The following is a 16797-nucleotide window of genomic DNA, read 5'->3' as shown; positions in this document are numbered from 1 at the left end:
GACAAAGTCAGCCCGCCTGGGGGCACCTCCCACGGCCGCCAGGCCGTAGGGGGAGTTTGAGGGCACCGCGCGAAGCGCGGTACGCCGCCCGCAGGGCGGCACGGGGCCCGGGACCTGCCCCGGTTCGGGATGGGGCGGGTAGGGGAAAACGCCCCGCGCAGCGGCATTCCCGGCCCGGCCGGCGTTTCAGGCACGGCCGACGGCCGTACGGGGTCCGGGCATAGCCCGGTTCGGGGAGTGGGGGTCCCCCGGTCAGGGGACAGACCCGCGCAGCGGCATTCCCGGCCCGCCGGCGTTTCAGGCACAGCCGAAGACCGGCCGGGGTCCGGGCAGAGCCCAGTTCGGGGTGTGGGGGTCCCCACGGCCGCCAGGCCGGAGGGGATGTCAGGGGACAGCCCCGCGCAGCGGCCCGCACACACCACGGCGCCTGCCATGGTCCGGTCGGGGACAGGCAGGCGCCGTGTTCAGTTCCGCACGCCGTTGTACGGGACGTTTCTGTGGGGCGGACCGTCAGCGCACGGTCCGCGGGCCGGACCGGTCGGACCGACAGCCCTCTCGGACCGCCGGACCGCCGGACCGCCGGCCGTCAGACGGTCAGCGCGCGGTCCGTCGGCCGGATCGGCGCCGGCAGCGCACTCGCGCCCGTCAGGTAGCGGTCCACGCCGCGCGCCGCCGAGCGGCCCTCGGCGATCGCCCACACGATCAGCGACTGGCCGCGGCCGGCGTCGCCCGCGACGAAGACACCGTCGACGTTCGTCGCGAAGTCCGCGTCACGCGCCACGTTGCCGCGCTCGTCGAGGTCGAAGCCGAACTGCTCGACCATGCCGTTGGAGCGGTCGATGCCGGTGAAGCCCATCGCCAGGGTGACCAGCTGCGCCGGGATCCTGCGCTCGGTGCCGGGCTTCTGCTCCAGCTTGCCGTCCTTGAACTCCACCTCGACGAGGTGCAGTGCCTGGACGTTGCCGTCCTCGTCGCCCTCGAAGTGGGTGGTGGAGACGGAGTAGACCCGCTCGCCGCCCTCCTCGTGCGCGGAGGTGACCTTGTAGAGCATCGGGAAGGTCGGCCACGGCTGGTTCGCGTTCCGCTCCTCGCCCGGGCGCGGCATGATCTCCAGCTGGGTGACGGACGCCGCGCCCTGCCGGTGGGCGGTGCCCACGCAGTCCGCGCCGGTGTCGCCGCCGCCGATGACGACGACGTGCTTGCCCTCCGCGGTGATGGGGGGCGCCACGAAGTCGCCCTCCTGCACCTTGTTGGCGAGCGGCAGGTACTCCATGGCGAAGTGGATGCCGTTCAGCTCGCGGCCCGGCACGGGAAGGTCGCGCGACACGGTGGAGCCGGCCGCGACGACGACCGCGTCGTAGCGGCGGCGCAGCGCGTCGGCCGGCATGTCCTTGCCGATCTCGACCTCGGTGCGGAACTTGGTGCCTTCCGCGCGCATCTGCTCGATGCGGCGGTTGATGTGCACCTTCTCCATCTTGAACTCGGGGATGCCGTAGCGCAGGAGGCCGCCGATGCGGTCGGCGCGCTCGTACACGACGACCGTGTGGCCGGCCCGGGTCAGCTGCTGCGCGGCGGCGAGCCCGGCCGGGCCGGAGCCGATGACGGCGACGGTCTTGCCGGAGAGGCGCTCCGGCGGCTGCGGGGTGACGTCGCCGGAGTCCCAGGCCTTGTCGATGATGGAGACTTCGACGTTCTTGATGGTGACGGCGGGCTGGTTGATGCCGAGCACGCACGCCGCTTCACAGGGCGCCGGGCACAGACGGCCGGTGAACTCCGGGAAGTTGTTGGTGGCGTGCAGCCGCTCGGAGGCGGCGCCCCAGTCCTCGCGGTAGGCGTAGTCGTTCCACTCGGGGATGAGGTTCCCGAGCGGACAGCCGTTGTGGCAGAACGGGATGCCGCAGTCCATGCAGCGGCCGGCCTGCTTGCTGATGATCGGCAGCAGGGAGCCGGGGACGTAGACCTCGTTCCAGTCCTTGACGCGTTCCTCGACGGGGCGGGTCTCGGCGACCTCGCGCCCGGTGGTCAGGAAGCCCTTGGGGTCAGCCATTGGTCGCCGCCTCCATCATCTTCTCGGTGGTCTCCTGCTCGGAGAGACCGGCGAGCTCAGCGGCGTCCTTGGCGGCGAGCACTGCCTTGTACGTGGTCGGGATGATCTTGCTGAAGCGGTCCACGCTCACGGACCAGTCGGCGAGAAGCTTCTCGGCGACGGTCGAGCCGGTCTCCTCGAAGTGGCGGCGCACGACATCGTGCAGCCACTGCTTGTCGGTCTCGTCCAGTGCTTCGATCGCGCCGAGGTTGCCGGAGTTGACGTTGTCCCGGTCGAGGTCGATCACGTAGGCGATGCCACCGGACATGCCGGCCGCGAAGTTGCGGCCCGTCTCGCCGAGGACGACCGCGTGTCCGCCGGTCATGTACTCGCAGCCGTGGTCGCCCACGCCTTCGGAGACCACCAGCGCACCGGAGTTGCGGACGCAGAAGCGCTCGCCGGTCCGGCCGCGCAGGAACAGCTCGCCGCCGGTGGCGCCGTAGGCGATGGTGTTGCCGGCGATGGTCGAGTACTCAGCCAGGTGGTCGGCGCCCCGGTCGGGGCGGACGATCACGCGGCCGCCGGAGAGGCCCTTGCCGACGTAGTCGTTGGCGTCGCCCTCGAGGCGCAGCGTGATGCCGCGCGGCACGAACGCGCCGAAGGACTGGCCGGCGGAGCCGGTGAAGGTGATGTCGATGGTGTCGTCGGGCAGGCCCGCGCCGCCGAACTTCTTCGTCACCTCGTGGCCGAGCATGGTGCCCACGGTCCGGTTGATGTTCCGGATGGCGACCTGGCCGCGGACCGGCTGGGCGTCCTCGGCTGTGGCGGCGTTCAGCGCCTCCGCGGCGAGCTCGATGAGCTCGTTGTCGAGGGCCTTCTCCAGTCCGTGGTCCTGCTCGGTGACCTGGTGGCGCACGGCGCCGTCGGGCAGCTCGGGCACGTGGAACAGCGGCGCGAGGTCGAGGCCCTGTGCCTTCCAGTGGTCGACCGCACGGTCGGTGTCGAGCAGCTCGGCGTGGCCGACGGCCTCCTCGATGCTGCGGAAGCCCAGCTCGGCGAGGATCTCGCGGACCTCTTGTGCGATGAACTCGAAGAAGTTGACGACGAACTCGGCCTTGCCGGAGAACCGCTCGCGCAGGACCGGGTTCTGGGTGGCGATGCCGACCGGGCAGGTGTCCAGGTGGCAGACGCGCATCATGACGCAGCCGGAGACGACGAGCGGCGCGGTCGCGAAACCGAACTCCTCGGCGCCGAGCAGCGCGGCGATGACGACGTCGCGGCCGGTCTTGAGCTGGCCGTCGGTCTGGACGACGATCCGGTCGCGCAGGCCGTTCAGCAGCAGGGTCTGCTGGGTCTCGGCGAGACCGAGCTCCCAGGGGCCGCCCGCGTGCTTCAGGGAGGTCAGCGGGGAGGCGCCCGTACCGCCGTCGTGGCCGGAGATCAGGACGACGTCCGCGTGGGCCTTGGAGACACCGGCGGCGACCGTGCCGACGCCGACCTCGGAGACCAGCTTCACATGGATGCGGGCGGCCGGGTTGGCGTTCTTGAGGTCGTGGATCAGCTGAGCCAGGTCCTCGATGGAGTAGATGTCGTGGTGCGGCGGCGGGGAGATCAGGCCGACGCCCGGGGTGGAGTGCCGGGTCTTGGCCACCCACGGGTAGACCTTGTGGCCGGGCAGCTGGCCGCCCTCGCCGGGCTTCGCGCCCTGGGCCATCTTGATCTGGATGTCGTCGGCGTTGACCAGGTACTCGCTCGTGACGCCGAAGCGGCCGGAGGCGACCTGCTTGATCGACGAACGCCGCTCCGGGTCGTACAGGCGCTCCGGGTCCTCGCCGCCCTCACCGGTGTTGGACTTGCCGCCCAGCTGGTTCATGGCGATGGCGAGGGTCTCGTGCGCCTCCTTGGAGATGGAGCCGTACGACATGGCGCCGGTGGAGAAGCGCTTGACGATCTCGGAGACGGGCTCGACCTCGTCGATGGAGATCGGCTCGCGGCCCGAGGAGCCGTCGGCGGTCTTCAGGGCGAAGAGGCCGCGCAGCGTCATCAGCCGCTCGGACTGCTCGTTCACGCGGTCCGTGTACTTCTTGAAGATGTCGTACCGCTTGTTGCGCGTGGCGTGCTGCAGGCGGAAGACCGTCTCCGGGTCGAAGAGGTGCGGCTCGCCCTCGCGGCGCCACTGGTACTCGCCACCGATGTCCAGGGCGCGGTGCGTGGCGGCGATGCCGGAGGCCGGGTAGGCCTTGGCGTGCCGGGCGGCGACCTCCTTGGCGACGATGTCGAGTCCGGCGCCGCCGATCTTGGTGGCGGTGCCGTTGAAGTACTTGTCGACGAAGGCCTCGTCGAGACCGACGGCCTCGAAGACCTGCGCGCCGCGGTAGGAGGCGACCGTGGAGATGCCCATCTTGGACATGACCTTGAGGACGCCCTTGCCGAGGGCGTAGATCAGGTTCCGGATGGCCTGCTCGGGCTCGAGGCCCTCGATGAATGTGCCGGCGCGGACCAGGTCCTCGACGGACTCCATCGCGAGGTACGGGTTGACCGCGGCGGCGCCGTAGCCGATGAGCAGGGCGACGTGGTGGACCTCGCGGACGTCACCGGCCTCGACCAGCAGACCCACCTGGGTGCGCTGCTTGGTGCGAATGAGGTGGTGGTGGACGGCGGAGGTGAGCAGCAGCGACGGGATGGGCGCGTGCTCGGCGTCCGAGTGCCGGTCGGAGAGGACGATCAGGCGGGCGCCGTCCTCTATGGCCGCGTCGACCTCGCCGCAGATCGCCTCGATACGGGCGGCGAGCGCGTCGCCGCCTCCGGAGACCCGGTAGAGGCCGGCCAGGGTGGCCGCCTTCATGCCCGGCATGTCGCCGTCGGCGTTGATGTGGATGAGCTTGGCCAGCTCGTCGTTGTCGATCACCGGGAAGGGCAGCGTGACGCTGCGGCAGGAGGCCGCGGTCGGCTCCAGCAGGTTGCCCTGCGGGCCGAGCGAGGAGTACAGCGAGGTGACGAGCTCCTCGCGGATGGCGTCCAGCGGCGGGTTGGTGACCTGCGCGAACAGCTGGGTGAAGTAGTCGAAGAGCAGCCGGGGGCGCTCGGAGAGGGCCGCGATCGGCGAGTCCGTGCCCATGGAGCCGAGCGGCTCGCCGCCGGTGCGGGCCATCGGCGCGAGGATGACGCGCAGCTCTTCCTCGGTGTAGCCGAATGTCTGCTGGCGGCGGGTGACGGAGGCGTGCGTGTGCACGATGTGCTCGCGCTCGGGGAGGTCCTCGAGCTCGATCTCACCGGCCTCCAGCCACTCCTGGTAGGGGTGCTCGGCGGCGAGGGAGGACTTGATCTCGTCGTCCTCGATGATGCGGTGCTCGGCGGTGTCGACGAGGAACATCTTGCCGGGCTGCAGACGGCCCTTGCGGACGACCTTGGACGGGTCGATGTCGAGGACGCCGACCTCGGAGGAGAGGACGACGAGGCCGTCGTCGGTGACCCAGTAGCGGCCCGGGCGCAGACCGTTGCGGTCGAGGACCGCGCCGACCTGGACGCCGTCGGTGAAGGTCACGCAGGCGGGGCCGTCCCAGGGCTCCATCATCGTGGAGTGGTACTGGTAGAAGGCGCGCCGGGCGGGGTCCATGGAGTCGTGGTTCTCCCACGCCTCGGGGACCATCATCAGCACCGAGTGGGGCAGCGAACGGCCGCCGAGGTGGAGCAGCTCCAGGACCTCGTCGAAGGAGGCGGAGTCGGAGGCGTCCGGGGTGCACACGGGGAAGATCCGGTCGATCTTGCCGGCGCCGGAGTTGAACAGCTTGGAGGCGAGCTGCGACTCACGGGCGCGCATCCAGTTGCGGTTGCCCTTGACCGTGTTGATCTCGCCGTTGTGCGCGACGAAGCGGTACGGGTGGGCCAGCGGCCAGCTCGGGAACGTGTTCGTGGAGAACCGCGAGTGGACGAGCGCGACGGCCGTGGCGAAGCGCCGGTCGGACAGGTCCGGGAAGAAGGGCTCCAGCTGGCCGGTGGTCAGCATGCCCTTGTAGACGATCGTGCGCGCGGACAGCGACGGGAAGTAGACGCCGGCCTCGCGCTCCGCGCGCTTGCGCAGCACGAACGCCTTGCGGTCCAGCGCGATGCCCTCGCTGCTGCCGTCGCCCACGAAGAGCTGACGGAAGGCGGGCATGGTGGCGCGGGCGCCGTTGCCGAGCAGGTCGGGGGTGACGGGCACCTCACGCCAGCCGAGGACGGTGAGGCCCTCTTCGCCGGCGATCGTCTCGATCTTCGAGACAGCGGCCTCGTTGTCCTCCGCGTCGGCCGGGAGGAAGGCGATTCCGACGGCGTACGAGCCGGCCTGAGGCAGCTCGAACGCGGTGACCTCGCGCAGGAAGGCGTCCGGGACCTGGAGCAGGATGCCCGCGCCGTCGCCGGAGTCGGGCTCGGAGCCGGTGGCGCCGCGGTGCTCGAGGTTCCGCAGAACGGTCAGCGCCTGCTCGACCAGCTCATGGCTGGCAACACCGGTGAGGGTGGCCACGAACCCGACACCGCAGGCGTCGTGTTCGTTACGGGGGTCGTACATCCCCTGGGGGGCGGGGCGACCGTCCATGGGCGACCAGGCGTCGGAACGCATCGGCTCTCCCGTCGTCGTCGTGGCATGTGCAGTGCCGAGGGACGACGTTGGCCCTCCGCGAAATTTCGTGCAGGTTACATGATGGAGGGCTTCTCGAGAAGCGGATAGCTCATTCCAGCATGCGGACACCGCCTCTGGCGGTGAAGGTGGGTCACAACGGACAGATCGGTATCCGGAGGACTCTCGCAGAGCAGGCCTCATTGCCCACAGCGTTTTCGGCTAATGCCCGGGGATTGCGGATTCGAAACCACCGAGTAACGGCTACTTATGTCGTGCCATGCATAGTGTCTCACCCCTGGGCGCCTTCGCGGCAGGACGTACGTCACAGGGTGCGGGACGCGGGCCGGAAACGCGAACGCACCGGCTCCCCATGGGAGCCGGTGCGGTGATCTGCCGGAGCCCGGCGGCGTCAGACGGCGGTCCCGATGAGCGTGCCCAGGCCGTACGTGAGCGCGGCGGCCGTGCCACCCAGGGCGAGCTGGCGCACGCCGCTGAACCACCAGCTGCGGGCCGTGACCTTCGCCACCAGGGCGCCGCACGCGAACAGGCCGACCAGCGCCAGGACCACCGCGGGCCAGAGCGTGCTCGCGCCGAGCAGGTACGGCAGCACCGGCAGCAGCGCTCCCAGCGCGAACGAACCGAACGAGGACACGGCGGCGACGAGCGGCGAGGGCAGGTCGTCCGGGTCGATGCCCAGCTCCTCGCGGGCGTGGATCTCGAGGGCCTGCTCGGGATCCTTGGACAGCTGCATCGCCACTTCGCGGGCGAGCGCCGGCTGCACACCGCGGGCCACGTACAGGGCGGCCAGCTCTTCCATCTCGTCGACCGGATGCTTGCGCAACTCCCGGCGCTCCACGTCCAGTTCGGCCTCGACCAGCTCACGCTGGGACGCGACGGAGGTGTACTCGCCGGCGGCCATGGAGAAGGCGCCGGCGGCGAGTCCGGCGAGTCCCGCGACGACGACCGTCTGCTGGGAGACCGCGCCACCGGCGACACCGGTCATCAGCGCGAGGTTGGAGACCAGTCCGTCCATCGCACCGAACACCGCCGGGCGCAGCCAACCACCGTTCACATCGCGGTGCGTGTGGTTGTCACGGTGCGCCTCGTGCAGCGTGGCTTCGGTCTCGATGATGGACACGGCTCTCCCCCTTCTCCGGCAGCGGCCCGATCGGCCCCGCCCCTTCGACGTCCTCGAAGATACGCCGGATGTAAGGGGCGTACCAGCAAGGCAGGCTTTACTTACCTGGCCGGGAGACTGGGCGAAGCGGGTGACAGAAACGTTCCTTCGACTCTTTGCGGTCGGCCCGTGGCACAGATCGAGGAACAAGGCTCGCGCGCGCGAAGGGGACCTTCATGGAAGTGCTGGAAGCGTCCGGCTCCGGTTCCGACGCCGCCCTGCTCGACCGGGCCCGCGGAGCGCTCCTCGGCCTCGCGGTCGGCGACGCGCTCGGCGCCCCGGCCGAGAACCTGCGGCCCTCCGAGATCCGGCGCCGCTGGGGCCGCATCGAGGGTTTCGTGAGCGACGACCCGGCAGGCACCGACGACACCGAGTACGCCATCTTCTCCGGTCTGCTGCTCGCCCGCCACGGCTCCGCGCTGACCGTCGCCCATGTCGAGTCGGCGTGGCACGAGTGGATCGCGGACCTGGACGAAGGGCCGTTCCGCGGGGCGGGGTTCAGCGAGCGCGGAACCCTGGAGAACCTCCGCAGGGGCCTCGCGGCCCCCATCTCCGCGCAGCACCGCCACGCGTGGAGCGACGGTCTCGCGATGCGGGCCGCCCCCTTCGGCGTCTTCGCCGCCGGCCGCCCCTCCGAAGCGGCACGGCTGGTGGCCGTCGACGGGAGCGTCAGCCACGACGGCGAGGGCATCTACGGCGGCAGGGCGGTGGCGGCGGGTGTCGCGGCGGCCATGGGAGGCGCGGGCCCGGCGGGTGTGATCGGCGCGGCCCTGTCCGTCGTCCCCATGGACTCCTGGACGGCCCGCTCCATGCGGCGCGCGGTCGTCGCCGCCGGACGGACGTACCCCGACGTCCTCTCCATGGAGCGGGCGGTCCGCTCCGCGGTCGTCATCGGCGGCTACCCGTGGACGGACCTGGCCCCCGAGGCGGTGGGCCTCGCGTTCGGCGCGTTCGCCGCGGCACGCGGCGACTTCCGTACGTCGGTGCTGACAGCCGTCAACATGGGCCGCGACGCCGACACCACGGCGGCGGTCGCCGGCGCGCTGGCGGGCGCGGTGTCCGGTTCCGCGGCGATCCCGGAGGAATGGGCGTCGGCCATCGGCCCGGTCCGCGGCAGTTGCCTCCCCTCCATGCGGGGCTACCACGTCCTGGACATCGCCGATCTGCTGACCCCGGACGACGGGGACGACCCGGCATGACCCGCGACCCGGACGCCCCGGCTCCCGACTCCGACCCCGACCCCGACCCCGCGAAGGCCGGTCCTTCGCCCGCCGCCGAAGCCACGAGCCCGACGGTGGGCGCCGCCGGCCGGGTCCACATCCACGAAGCCGTGAGATCCGGTACATCGCCCGGGACCGAGCCCACTGGCCGAACCTGGGGCGCCGCCGACCTGGTCCACGCCCACTCCACCGCGACGGCCGGTGCCTCGCCGGCCGCCGAAGCCACGAGCCCGACGCAGGACACGTCCGGCCGGGTCGACGCCCGCACCACCGCGACGGCCGGCGCCTCGCCCACCACCCGGACCACGAACCCGACGCGCGACACCACCGACCTGGACCACGTCCACGCCACCACGACGGCGGGGCCCCCGGACGCCACCAGGACCACGAGCCCGACGCAGGACACCACCGAGCTGATCCACGTCCACGCCACCACGACGGCCGGGCCCCCGGACGCCGCCGGAAGTGCGAGCCGGATGCGCCGCACCGACGTGGTGCTCGTCCGCGACACCAGGACCGGCCGGCCGCCGGTCGCGGCGGCGCACGCCTTCGTGACGGCACCCGCCCCGCACGCTCCGGCCGCCGCCCTCGGCGTCCGGCCCTCCGGCGAGACGGGCCATACGCGCGGCACCTCCCTCGGCACGCCCGCACCGAAGTACACACGGCCCGGCGGACACCCGGCGCGCAGGCCGGAGCACCCCGCGCCGGACGGGCCGCGCCGGATCGAGGGCCTCCTGCTGGGACTCGCCGCAGGGGACGCCGCCGGATGGCCGGCCGCACGGCACCGCGCCGCCCGGATGCCCGAGTGGACCCGGCGTCTGACCCGCGAACTCGACACCTTCGCCGAGCAGAACGCCACGACCACCCTGCCCGTCCCCATCGCGCTCAACCAGCCGCCGGAGCCTCTCCGTCTCGGCCCCTCCGACGACGCCGAATGGGCGGCGTTCGCCGCCGGGACCGTGCTCACCGCCGCGGGGCAGCTCTTCCGCGGTCTCGCCCCGGAACGCCGCATGCGGGCCGCGATCGACGTCGCCTGGAACGCCCTCGCGGGCCAGGTCGCCGCAGCCGCGGAGCGCGCTCCCGAGGTCGAGTCCGCCGTTCTGCCGCTGCGCGCCCGTATCTCCGTGCGCGCCGGACTCGGCAACCTGGCCACCGGTCTGCGCCCTCCCGCCACCGGTCACGACAACCCGCACTACTTCGACGACGCCGCCTGTGTGCGCGCCACCGTGCTCGCCGTCGTCCATCCGGGCGACCCGGCCGCCGCCGCCGTGCTGGCCGAGTTCGACGCCCGGTACACACAGGACGGCGACGGGGTCCACGGCGCCCGCGCCATGGCCGCCGCCGTCGCCTCGGCACTCGGCGGCGCGGACGTGGACGCGGCCGTCGACGCGGCGCTCGCCCAGCTCCCGGAAGCGACGGAGATCGGCCGCAACGCGCACCACGCGGTCGGGCTCGCCCGCGACGCGTCGGGCGCCTTCGAGCTGGTACCGCTGCTCGAGCACCAGATCGTCGACCACGTCTACAGCTACGGCATCGCCGCCGCGGAGACCGTCCCGGTCGCGCTCGCCGTCGCCGTCGCCGCGCGCGGCAAGGTCGCGGAGGCCGTGCCCGCGGCCGTCTGCCTCTCCCGCGTCGCCGACTCGGCGCCGGCCCTCGCGGGGGCACTGACCGGGGCGCTCGGCGGCGGCAGTTCCGTGCCCGCCACCTGGCGGGACGCCTGCCGCACACTGGCCGGCTGCGCACTGCCACGTCTCGCGGGGACGGACCTCGTCGAGCTCGCCGCCCTGCTGGAAACGGCGCTCCGCCCGCCGGGAGGGCTGCCGCTGGGTGCCGCCCCGCCCACCGGGTAGCCGAAACCCCGGCGCGAGGTCCGCCGTTGCCGGCCGCCCCAGGGGGACAATTCCGACATGACGACGACCACGGCGGCGACGAAGACGGCCGCAGCAGCGGCGACGAAACCCCTCTCACTCGAAGACCGGATCACCGGCAGCCTCGTCGGAGCAGCGGTCGGTGACGCGCTGGGCGGCCCCGTCGAGGGATACACCCCCGACCAGATCGTGGAACGCCACGGCGGCCGCGTCACCGGAATCGTCGGCCCCTGGCACGGCGACGACTGGCGCACCGCCCGCCCCATCGCCCCGTACCACAAGGGCGACGGCCACATCACCGACGACACCCTGATGACGCACGCGCTGATCGGGGTGTACGCCACGGTCCGCGACCACCTCGACGCGTACGCCGTCGCCGACCACCTCGTCCCCGACCTCATCACCAACCCCCGCTGGATCCCGGAGCTCGAGGCCGAGGCCATTCCCCTCCAGCGGCTCTTCCTCGCCGAGAAGTGGCTCGTCGCCCGGCTGCACTACGGGCACCACGACCCGAGGGAGGCGGGCAGCGGAAACATCGTCAACTGCGGTGCGGCGATGTACATGGCGCCGGTGGGGCTGGTCAACGCGGCCGACCCGGCGGCCGCGTACGCGGAGGCGGTCGACATCGCGGGCGCCCACCAGTCCTCCTACGGCCGGGAGGCGGCCGGAGTGTTCGCGGCCGCCGTCGCCGCCGCGTGCCTGCCGGGCGCCACCCCCGCCTCGGTCGTCGAGACGGCGACGGCCCTGGCGAAGGACGGCACCCAGGCGGCGATCGAGTCGGTGGCCGAAGCGGCTGCGCGGCACACGGACTTCGAGTCGGCGCTGGTGCCGCTGCGGGCGGCGGTCGCCCCGTTCGACACGGTCGGCCCCGACTACCGCGCACCGTCGCTGGGCGCACGCCGCCCCTCCCGCCTCCACTCCATCGAGGAACTCCCGATCGCGCTCGGCATGCTCCTCGTCAACGACGGCGACTACCGCCGTACGGTCCTGTCGGCCGTCAACTACGGGAGGGACTGCGACTCGATCGCGACGATGGCCGGAGCGATCGCCGGCGCCCTGAGCGGTGAGTCGGCCGTGCCGGAGGAGTGGGCACAGCAGGTCGCGGAGGCCAGCCGTGTCGACCTGCACGCGCCGGCGGCCGAGCTGGCCGCGGTCGCACGCGAGATCCACGAGCGGGACACGCAGCGCCGCCGGGCCCACGAGGCGGCGTTCGCCATCCTCACGGACACGGCGCGATGACACAGGCGTTGCGGCTGACCTGGGTCCAGCCGGAGGACCTGATCGGCCATGAACTGAGGCAGGCGGAGGAGGACGGCAGGGACGGATCGCCGGTCCGGGACCGCTGGCTGGCGGCGGGCGGCGCGCTCCGGCCGGAGCGCGCGGGGGCGTCGAAGGCGCCCGCGCCGGGCGCGTTGCGCGCGCTGGCCGAGGAACTGCTCGGCGAACTGGCGGCCCTGCCCTGCCCGTCCGCCACCGACGAGCCCACGTCGTTCGCCGGCATCGCGGCAGCCTGCCACCCTTCCCCGGCGGCCCCGGGCCACGGCGGGGCAGTCGGCGGGAGTACGCGGCGGTCCCCCCTGGCCCGATCGGACGGCGACGTCCCGGCGTCCGAGCCGCCAGGGCGGAACGAGGGCCCCGATTCGTCCGAGCCGCCCGAGCAGGTGTCCGAGCCGCCCGACGGCGGCAGCGATACGCGCACGACCCGTGCCTCCGGGCCGGCGGGCAGTCCCCGTCCCCGGCCGGCGCACGAGCTCGGAGACGCGCTGCACGCCGCCTGGCTCGGGCGTGCCGCCGGGTGTCTGCTCGGCAAACCGGTCGAGAAACTGCCGCTCCACGCCATCCGGGACATCGCCCGCGCCACCGGCAACTGGCCCCTCACCACCTGGTTCACCGCCAAGGGCCTGCCGCCGGAGCTCGCCTCCGCCCATCCCTGGAACCGGCGCAGCGCCCCCACCTCCCTCGCCGAGAACATCGACGGCATGCCGGAGGACGACGACCTCAACTACCCGCTCCTGGGCCTCCTTCTCCTCCAGCGCCACGGCAGGGACTTCACCACCGACGATGTCGCCCGGCTGTGGCTGGACGAGTTGCCTGCCGGGCGCACGTTCACGGCGGAGCGCATCGCCTACCGCAACCTCCTGTGCGGCATCGAGCCCCCGCTGACCGCCTCCCACCGCAACCCGTTCCGCGAATGGATCGGCGCGGCCATCCGCGCCGACGTCCACGGCTGGACCAACCCCGGCGACCCGGCGGCCGCCGCCGCGCAGGCATACCGGGACGCCTGCCTCACGCACACCGCGAACGGTGTGTACGGCGCCATGTTCACCGCCGCCGCCATCGCCTCCGCGGCCACGGGAACCGCCGACGTGCACGCGGCGATCGCCACCGGTCTCACCGTCGTCCCTCCCCGCTCACGCTTCGCCGCCGCCGTGCGCTTCGGCGTCCGGGCGGCCGGGGAGCACGCCGACTTCGCCGACGCCGTCGACAGCGTCCACGCCGAGTACGGGGCCTACCACTGGGTGCATGTGCTGCCCAACGCCGCGTTGCTCGTCGCCGCGCTCACCCACGCCGACGGTGACTTCACCGGCTCCATCTGCCGCGCCGTGTCCGGCGGGCTCGACACCGACTCGAACGGTGCGACGGCCGGATCGCTCGCGGGCCTCCTGGCCGGGCGGCCGGACGCGCTGCCCGACCGGTGGACCGCTCCCCTCAAGAACCGGCTCGCCACCTCCGTCACCGGGTTCGACGGCGTCGGCTTCGACACGCTCGCCCACCTCACGCTCAAGGAGGCACTCCGCCCATGACAGGCATCGTGGTGCTCGGCAGCACCAACATGGACCTCGTCGCCTTCGTGGCCCACGCGCCGAAACGCGGGGAGACCGTCACGGGACGCGAGTTCCGCACGGTCCCCGGCGGCAAGGGCGCCAACCAGGCCGTCGCCGCGGCACGCGCCGGCGGCGACGTCGCGATGATCGGCGCGGTCGGGTCCGACGCGTTCGGCCCCCAACTGCGGCACACCCTCGAATCCTGCGGTGTCGACATCGACCTGCTCAGGACCGCCGAGTGCCCCTCCGGCACCGCGCATGTCGTCGTCGACGACGAGGGCGGCAACGCCATCGTCGTCGTCCCCGGCGCCAACGGCACCGTCACCGCCCTCGCCCCCGGCGAGGAAGCCCTCATCGCCACCGCGGACACTCTGCTCCTCCAGCTCGAACTCCCCCTCAGCGCCGTCCTCGACGGCGCCGAGGCAGCCCGCCGCCACGGGGTGCGGACCGTCCTCACCCCCTCCCCCGCCCAGCCGCTGCCGCCCGAGCTCCTCGCCGCCACCGATCTGCTGGTGCCCAACGAGCACGAGGCGGCCACGCTCACCGGCATCGCCGACCACCGCTCCGCGGCACAGGAACTGCTGCGCCAGGTCCCGGAGGTGGTGATCACCCTGGGGTCCGCGGGCTGCCTGTACGCGGCCCGGGGCACCGAGCCGATCAGCGTCCCCGCACCTGCCGTGCACGCCGTGGACACCACCGCGGCGGGCGACACCTTCGTCGGCGCCCTGGCCGTGGCACTCGGTGAGAAGAAGCCGATCGGACAGTGCCTCGCCTGGGCATGCGCGGCCGCCGCCCTGTCCGTCCAACGCCCGGGAGCGTCCTCGTCCATGCCGTACCGCACCGAGATCGACGCCGCCTCATGAGCCCTGCTGCGTCTCCCCCGCCTCTGAACCCCCACCCCCGGAGCCCCCTCCCCTTGAATCCCCTTCCGCCGGAAGGCCACCGTCCGCCTGAGGGACGGCTTCCGCTGGAGGGTCTGCGCGTCCTCGACCTGGCGACCCTCTTCGCCGGCCCCCTGTGCGCCACGATGCTGGGTGACTTCGGCGCCGAGGTCATCAAGGTCGAGCACCCCACCCGCCCCGACCCGTCACGCGGCCACGGCCCCGCCAAGAACGGTGTCGGGCTGTGGTGGAAGGTCCTCGGCCGCAACAAGCGCAACGTCACCCTCGACCTGTCCGCCCCCGGCGGCCGGGAGACGCTGCTCCGTCTCGCCGCGACCGCCGACGTGGTCGTGGAGAACTTCCGCCCCGGCACCCTGGAGAGATGGGGGCTCGGCTGGGACGAACTGAGCGCGGCCAACCCCCGGCTGGTCCTCGCCCGCATCACCGGCTTCGGGCAGTTCGGCCCGTACTCCCACCGCCCGGGCTTCGGCACCCTCGCGGAGGCGATGAGCGGCTTCGCCGCCGCCACCGGCGAACCGGAAGGCCCGCCGACACTCCCCCCGTTCGGCCTCGCCGACTCCGTCGCCGCCCTCGCCACCGCCTACGCCGTGATGACCGCGCTCGCCGCCCGCGCCACCACCGGCCGCGGCCAGGTCGTCGACATGGCGATCATCGAACCGATCCTGGCCGTGCTCGGCCCGCAGGCGCTCTGGTACGACCAGCTCGGCTACATCCAGCCCCGCACGGGCAACCGCTCCCGCAACAACGCGCCGCGCAACATCTACCGCACCGCGGACGGCAGTTGGCTCGCCGTCTCCACCTCCGCCCAGTCCGTCGCGGAACGCGTCATGCACCTCGTGGGCCGGCCCGAGCTCGTCGACGAGCCGTGGTTCGCCACCGGAACAGGCCGCGCCGAACACGCCGGCGAACTCGACGACGCCGTCGGCGGCTGGATCGCCCGCCGGACCAGCGACGAAGTCGTCGACGCGTTCGAGAAGGCGGAGGCCGCCGTCGCCCCCGTCTACGACATCAGCGACGTCATGGACGATCCGCAGTACCGGGCGCTCGGAACCATCACGGAAGTGCCGGACCCCGAACTCGGCACGCTGCGTATGCAGAACGTCATCTTCCGCCTGTCGGAGACCCCCGGCCGTATCCGCTGGGCCGGCCGGCCGCACGGCGCGGACACCGAGGAGGTGCTGACCGAACTCGGCCTGACCTCCGCCGACATCACCGCACTTCGCACCCAAGGGGCACTATGACCATCCCCCTCACCTGGCTCTACGCCCCGGGCGACCGCCCGGAAGTGGTACGCAAGGCCCTCGCCTCCGAGGCCGACATCGTCATCGTCGACCTCGAGGACGCCGTCGCCCAGGGACGCAAGCCGTACGCCCTCGACGCGACGGCCGAACTGCTGTCGTCCCCCCAGCCGCTCCCCGTCCACGTCCGCATCAACTCCCCCCATGACGTCGAGACCCTCGCCGGACTGCCGGGCCTCAGTGCCCTGCGTATCCCCAAGGTCGCATACGCCACTGACATCCAGCAGGTCGCGGCCCGGGCGCCGGGCGTCCCCCTGTATCCGCTCATCGAGTCGGCGCTCGCCGTGGAACACGCCTACGCGATCGCCACCGCGCACGACGCCGTCGCCGGCATCGCCCTGGGCGAATCGGATCTCCGCGCCGACCTCGGTCTGCGCGGCGACGCCGGTCTCGACTGGCCCCGCACCCGTACGGTCATGGCCGCGAGGGCCGCGGGGCTCGCGCCACCGCCCCAGTCGATCTACCCCGACATCCTCGACCTCGACGGTCTCTACGCCTCCTGCTCCCACGGCAGGTCCCTCGGCTTCCTGGGCCGGGCGGCCATCCACCCGCGCCAGCTGCCGGTCATCGAACGCGCCTTCCGCCCGACGAAGGAGGAGATCGAGGCGGCCGAGGACATCGTGAAGGCGGCCGCGTCGGACGCGGGGGCGCTGGCTCTGCCGGACGGCCGCTTCGTCGACGCGGCGGTGGTGGCGGCGGCCCGCCGGACGCTGGCGCTGGCGAGCCGCGAGGACCTCTGAAGGGGGTGGCGGGCGGGGGGCCGCGGGGGGTGGGCGGCCGCTGCGCGGAGCCGTTCCCCTACCCGGCCCTTCCCGAAACCGGGGGGTCCCCCAGCTAGGTAAAGGCCACCACTGTAAACCAGGAAAGTGTCTAAACAAAGA

The 16797-nt window shown here is 72.7% G+C and carries 9 protein-coding genes and 1 pseudogene; 7 read left to right on the top strand and 3 right to left on the bottom strand.

The genetic code is table 11. The features are described 5' to 3' along the window. Positions 1-586: 586 nt before the first annotated feature. From AB0K36_RS33465 to AB0K36_RS33455, 3 genes are all read right to left on the bottom strand, one after another. Positions 587-2047 (bottom strand): glutamate synthase subunit beta, encoded by a 1461-nt coding sequence (locus tag AB0K36_RS33465; protein WP_364601389.1) that lies wholly within the window; start codon positions 2045-2047, stop codon positions 587-589. After that, positions 2040-6626: a glutamate synthase large subunit gene (gene gltB, locus AB0K36_RS33460; RefSeq protein ID WP_364601387.1), complete on the bottom strand. Its 4587-nt coding sequence runs from the start codon at positions 6624-6626 to the stop codon at positions 2040-2042. Before gltB ends, AB0K36_RS33465 begins: the two co-directional genes overlap by 8 nt. A 409-nt stretch (positions 6627-7035) precedes the next feature. Next, positions 7036-7764 (bottom strand): VIT1/CCC1 transporter family protein, encoded by a 729-nt coding sequence (locus AB0K36_RS33455; protein WP_364601385.1) that lies wholly within the window; start codon positions 7762-7764, stop codon positions 7036-7038. A 215-nt stretch (positions 7765-7979) separates the two neighbouring features. On the opposite strand from AB0K36_RS33455, the pseudogene AB0K36_RS33450 reads away from it, so the two are divergent. The 7 genes and pseudogenes from AB0K36_RS33450 to AB0K36_RS33420 all read left to right on the top strand — a co-directional run bounded on the left by AB0K36_RS33450 (position 7980) and on the right by AB0K36_RS33420 (position 16656). After that, a pseudogene (locus tag AB0K36_RS33450) lies at positions 7980-9137 on the top strand (ADP-ribosylglycohydrolase family protein). 362 nt (positions 9138-9499) lie between these two features. Then, positions 9500-10873, top strand: coding sequence for an ADP-ribosylglycohydrolase family protein (locus tag AB0K36_RS33445; protein WP_364601391.1), 1374 nt, complete (start codon positions 9500-9502; stop codon positions 10871-10873). A 57-nt stretch (positions 10874-10930) separates the two neighbouring features. After that, on the top strand, positions 10931-12130 hold the full coding sequence (locus AB0K36_RS33440; protein ID WP_364601381.1) for an ADP-ribosylglycohydrolase family protein: 1200 nt from the start codon (positions 10931-10933) through the stop codon (positions 12128-12130). Next, a complete protein-coding gene (locus tag AB0K36_RS33435; protein ID WP_364601379.1) occupies positions 12127-13695 on the top strand; it encodes an ADP-ribosylglycohydrolase family protein in 1569 nt (522 codons plus the stop codon). Before AB0K36_RS33440 ends, AB0K36_RS33435 begins: the two co-directional genes overlap by 4 nt. After that, positions 13692-14579 carry a ribokinase gene (rbsK, locus tag AB0K36_RS33430; RefSeq protein ID WP_364601377.1) on the top strand — a complete coding sequence of 296 codons (888 nt, stop codon included), beginning with the start codon at positions 13692-13694 and terminating at the stop codon, positions 14577-14579. The genes AB0K36_RS33435 and rbsK overlap by 4 nt, the downstream gene beginning before the upstream one ends. Beyond that, complete coding sequence (locus AB0K36_RS33425) at positions 14576-15859, top strand: CaiB/BaiF CoA transferase family protein (protein ID WP_364601375.1); 1284 nt, start codon at positions 14576-14578, stop codon at positions 15857-15859. Before rbsK ends, AB0K36_RS33425 begins: the two co-directional genes overlap by 4 nt. Further along, entirely contained in the window at positions 15856-16656 is an 801-nt protein-coding gene (locus tag AB0K36_RS33420; protein ID WP_364601373.1) for an HpcH/HpaI aldolase/citrate lyase family protein, read from the top strand. Before AB0K36_RS33425 ends, AB0K36_RS33420 begins: the two co-directional genes overlap by 4 nt. Positions 16657-16797: the final 141 nt, after the last annotated feature.

It is taken from the genome of Streptomyces kurssanovii, from assembly GCF_040677245.1.
GTDB classification, from domain to species: domain Bacteria; phylum Actinomycetota; class Actinomycetes; order Streptomycetales; family Streptomycetaceae; genus Streptomyces; species Streptomyces kurssanovii.
Note: the sequence above shows the minus strand (reverse complement) of the source record. Positions and strands in the feature narration are given on the sequence as shown.

Bases quoted from the DNA above. Each gene is read 5' to 3' on its own strand.
- AB0K36_RS33465 (WP_364601389.1), bottom strand. From the start codon at position 2,047: ATGGCTGACCCCAAGGGCTTCCTGACCACCGGGCGCGAGGTCGCCGAG.
- gltB (WP_364601387.1), bottom strand. From the start codon at position 6,626: ATGCGTTCCGACGCCTGGTCGCCCATGGACGGTCGCCCCGCCCCCCAG.
- AB0K36_RS33445 (WP_364601391.1), top strand. From the start codon at position 9,500: ATGCGCCGCACCGACGTGGTGCTCGTCCGCGACACCAGGACCGGCCGG.
- AB0K36_RS33440 (WP_364601381.1), top strand. From the start codon at position 10,931: ATGACGACGACCACGGCGGCGACGAAGACGGCCGCAGCAGCGGCGACG.
- AB0K36_RS33435 (WP_364601379.1), top strand. From the start codon at position 12,127: ATGACACAGGCGTTGCGGCTGACCTGGGTCCAGCCGGAGGACCTGATC.
- rbsK (WP_364601377.1), top strand. From the start codon at position 13,692: ATGACAGGCATCGTGGTGCTCGGCAGCACCAACATGGACCTCGTCGCC.
- AB0K36_RS33425 (WP_364601375.1), top strand. From the start codon at position 14,576: ATGAGCCCTGCTGCGTCTCCCCCGCCTCTGAACCCCCACCCCCGGAGC.
- AB0K36_RS33420 (WP_364601373.1), top strand. From the start codon at position 15,856: ATGACCATCCCCCTCACCTGGCTCTACGCCCCGGGCGACCGCCCGGAA.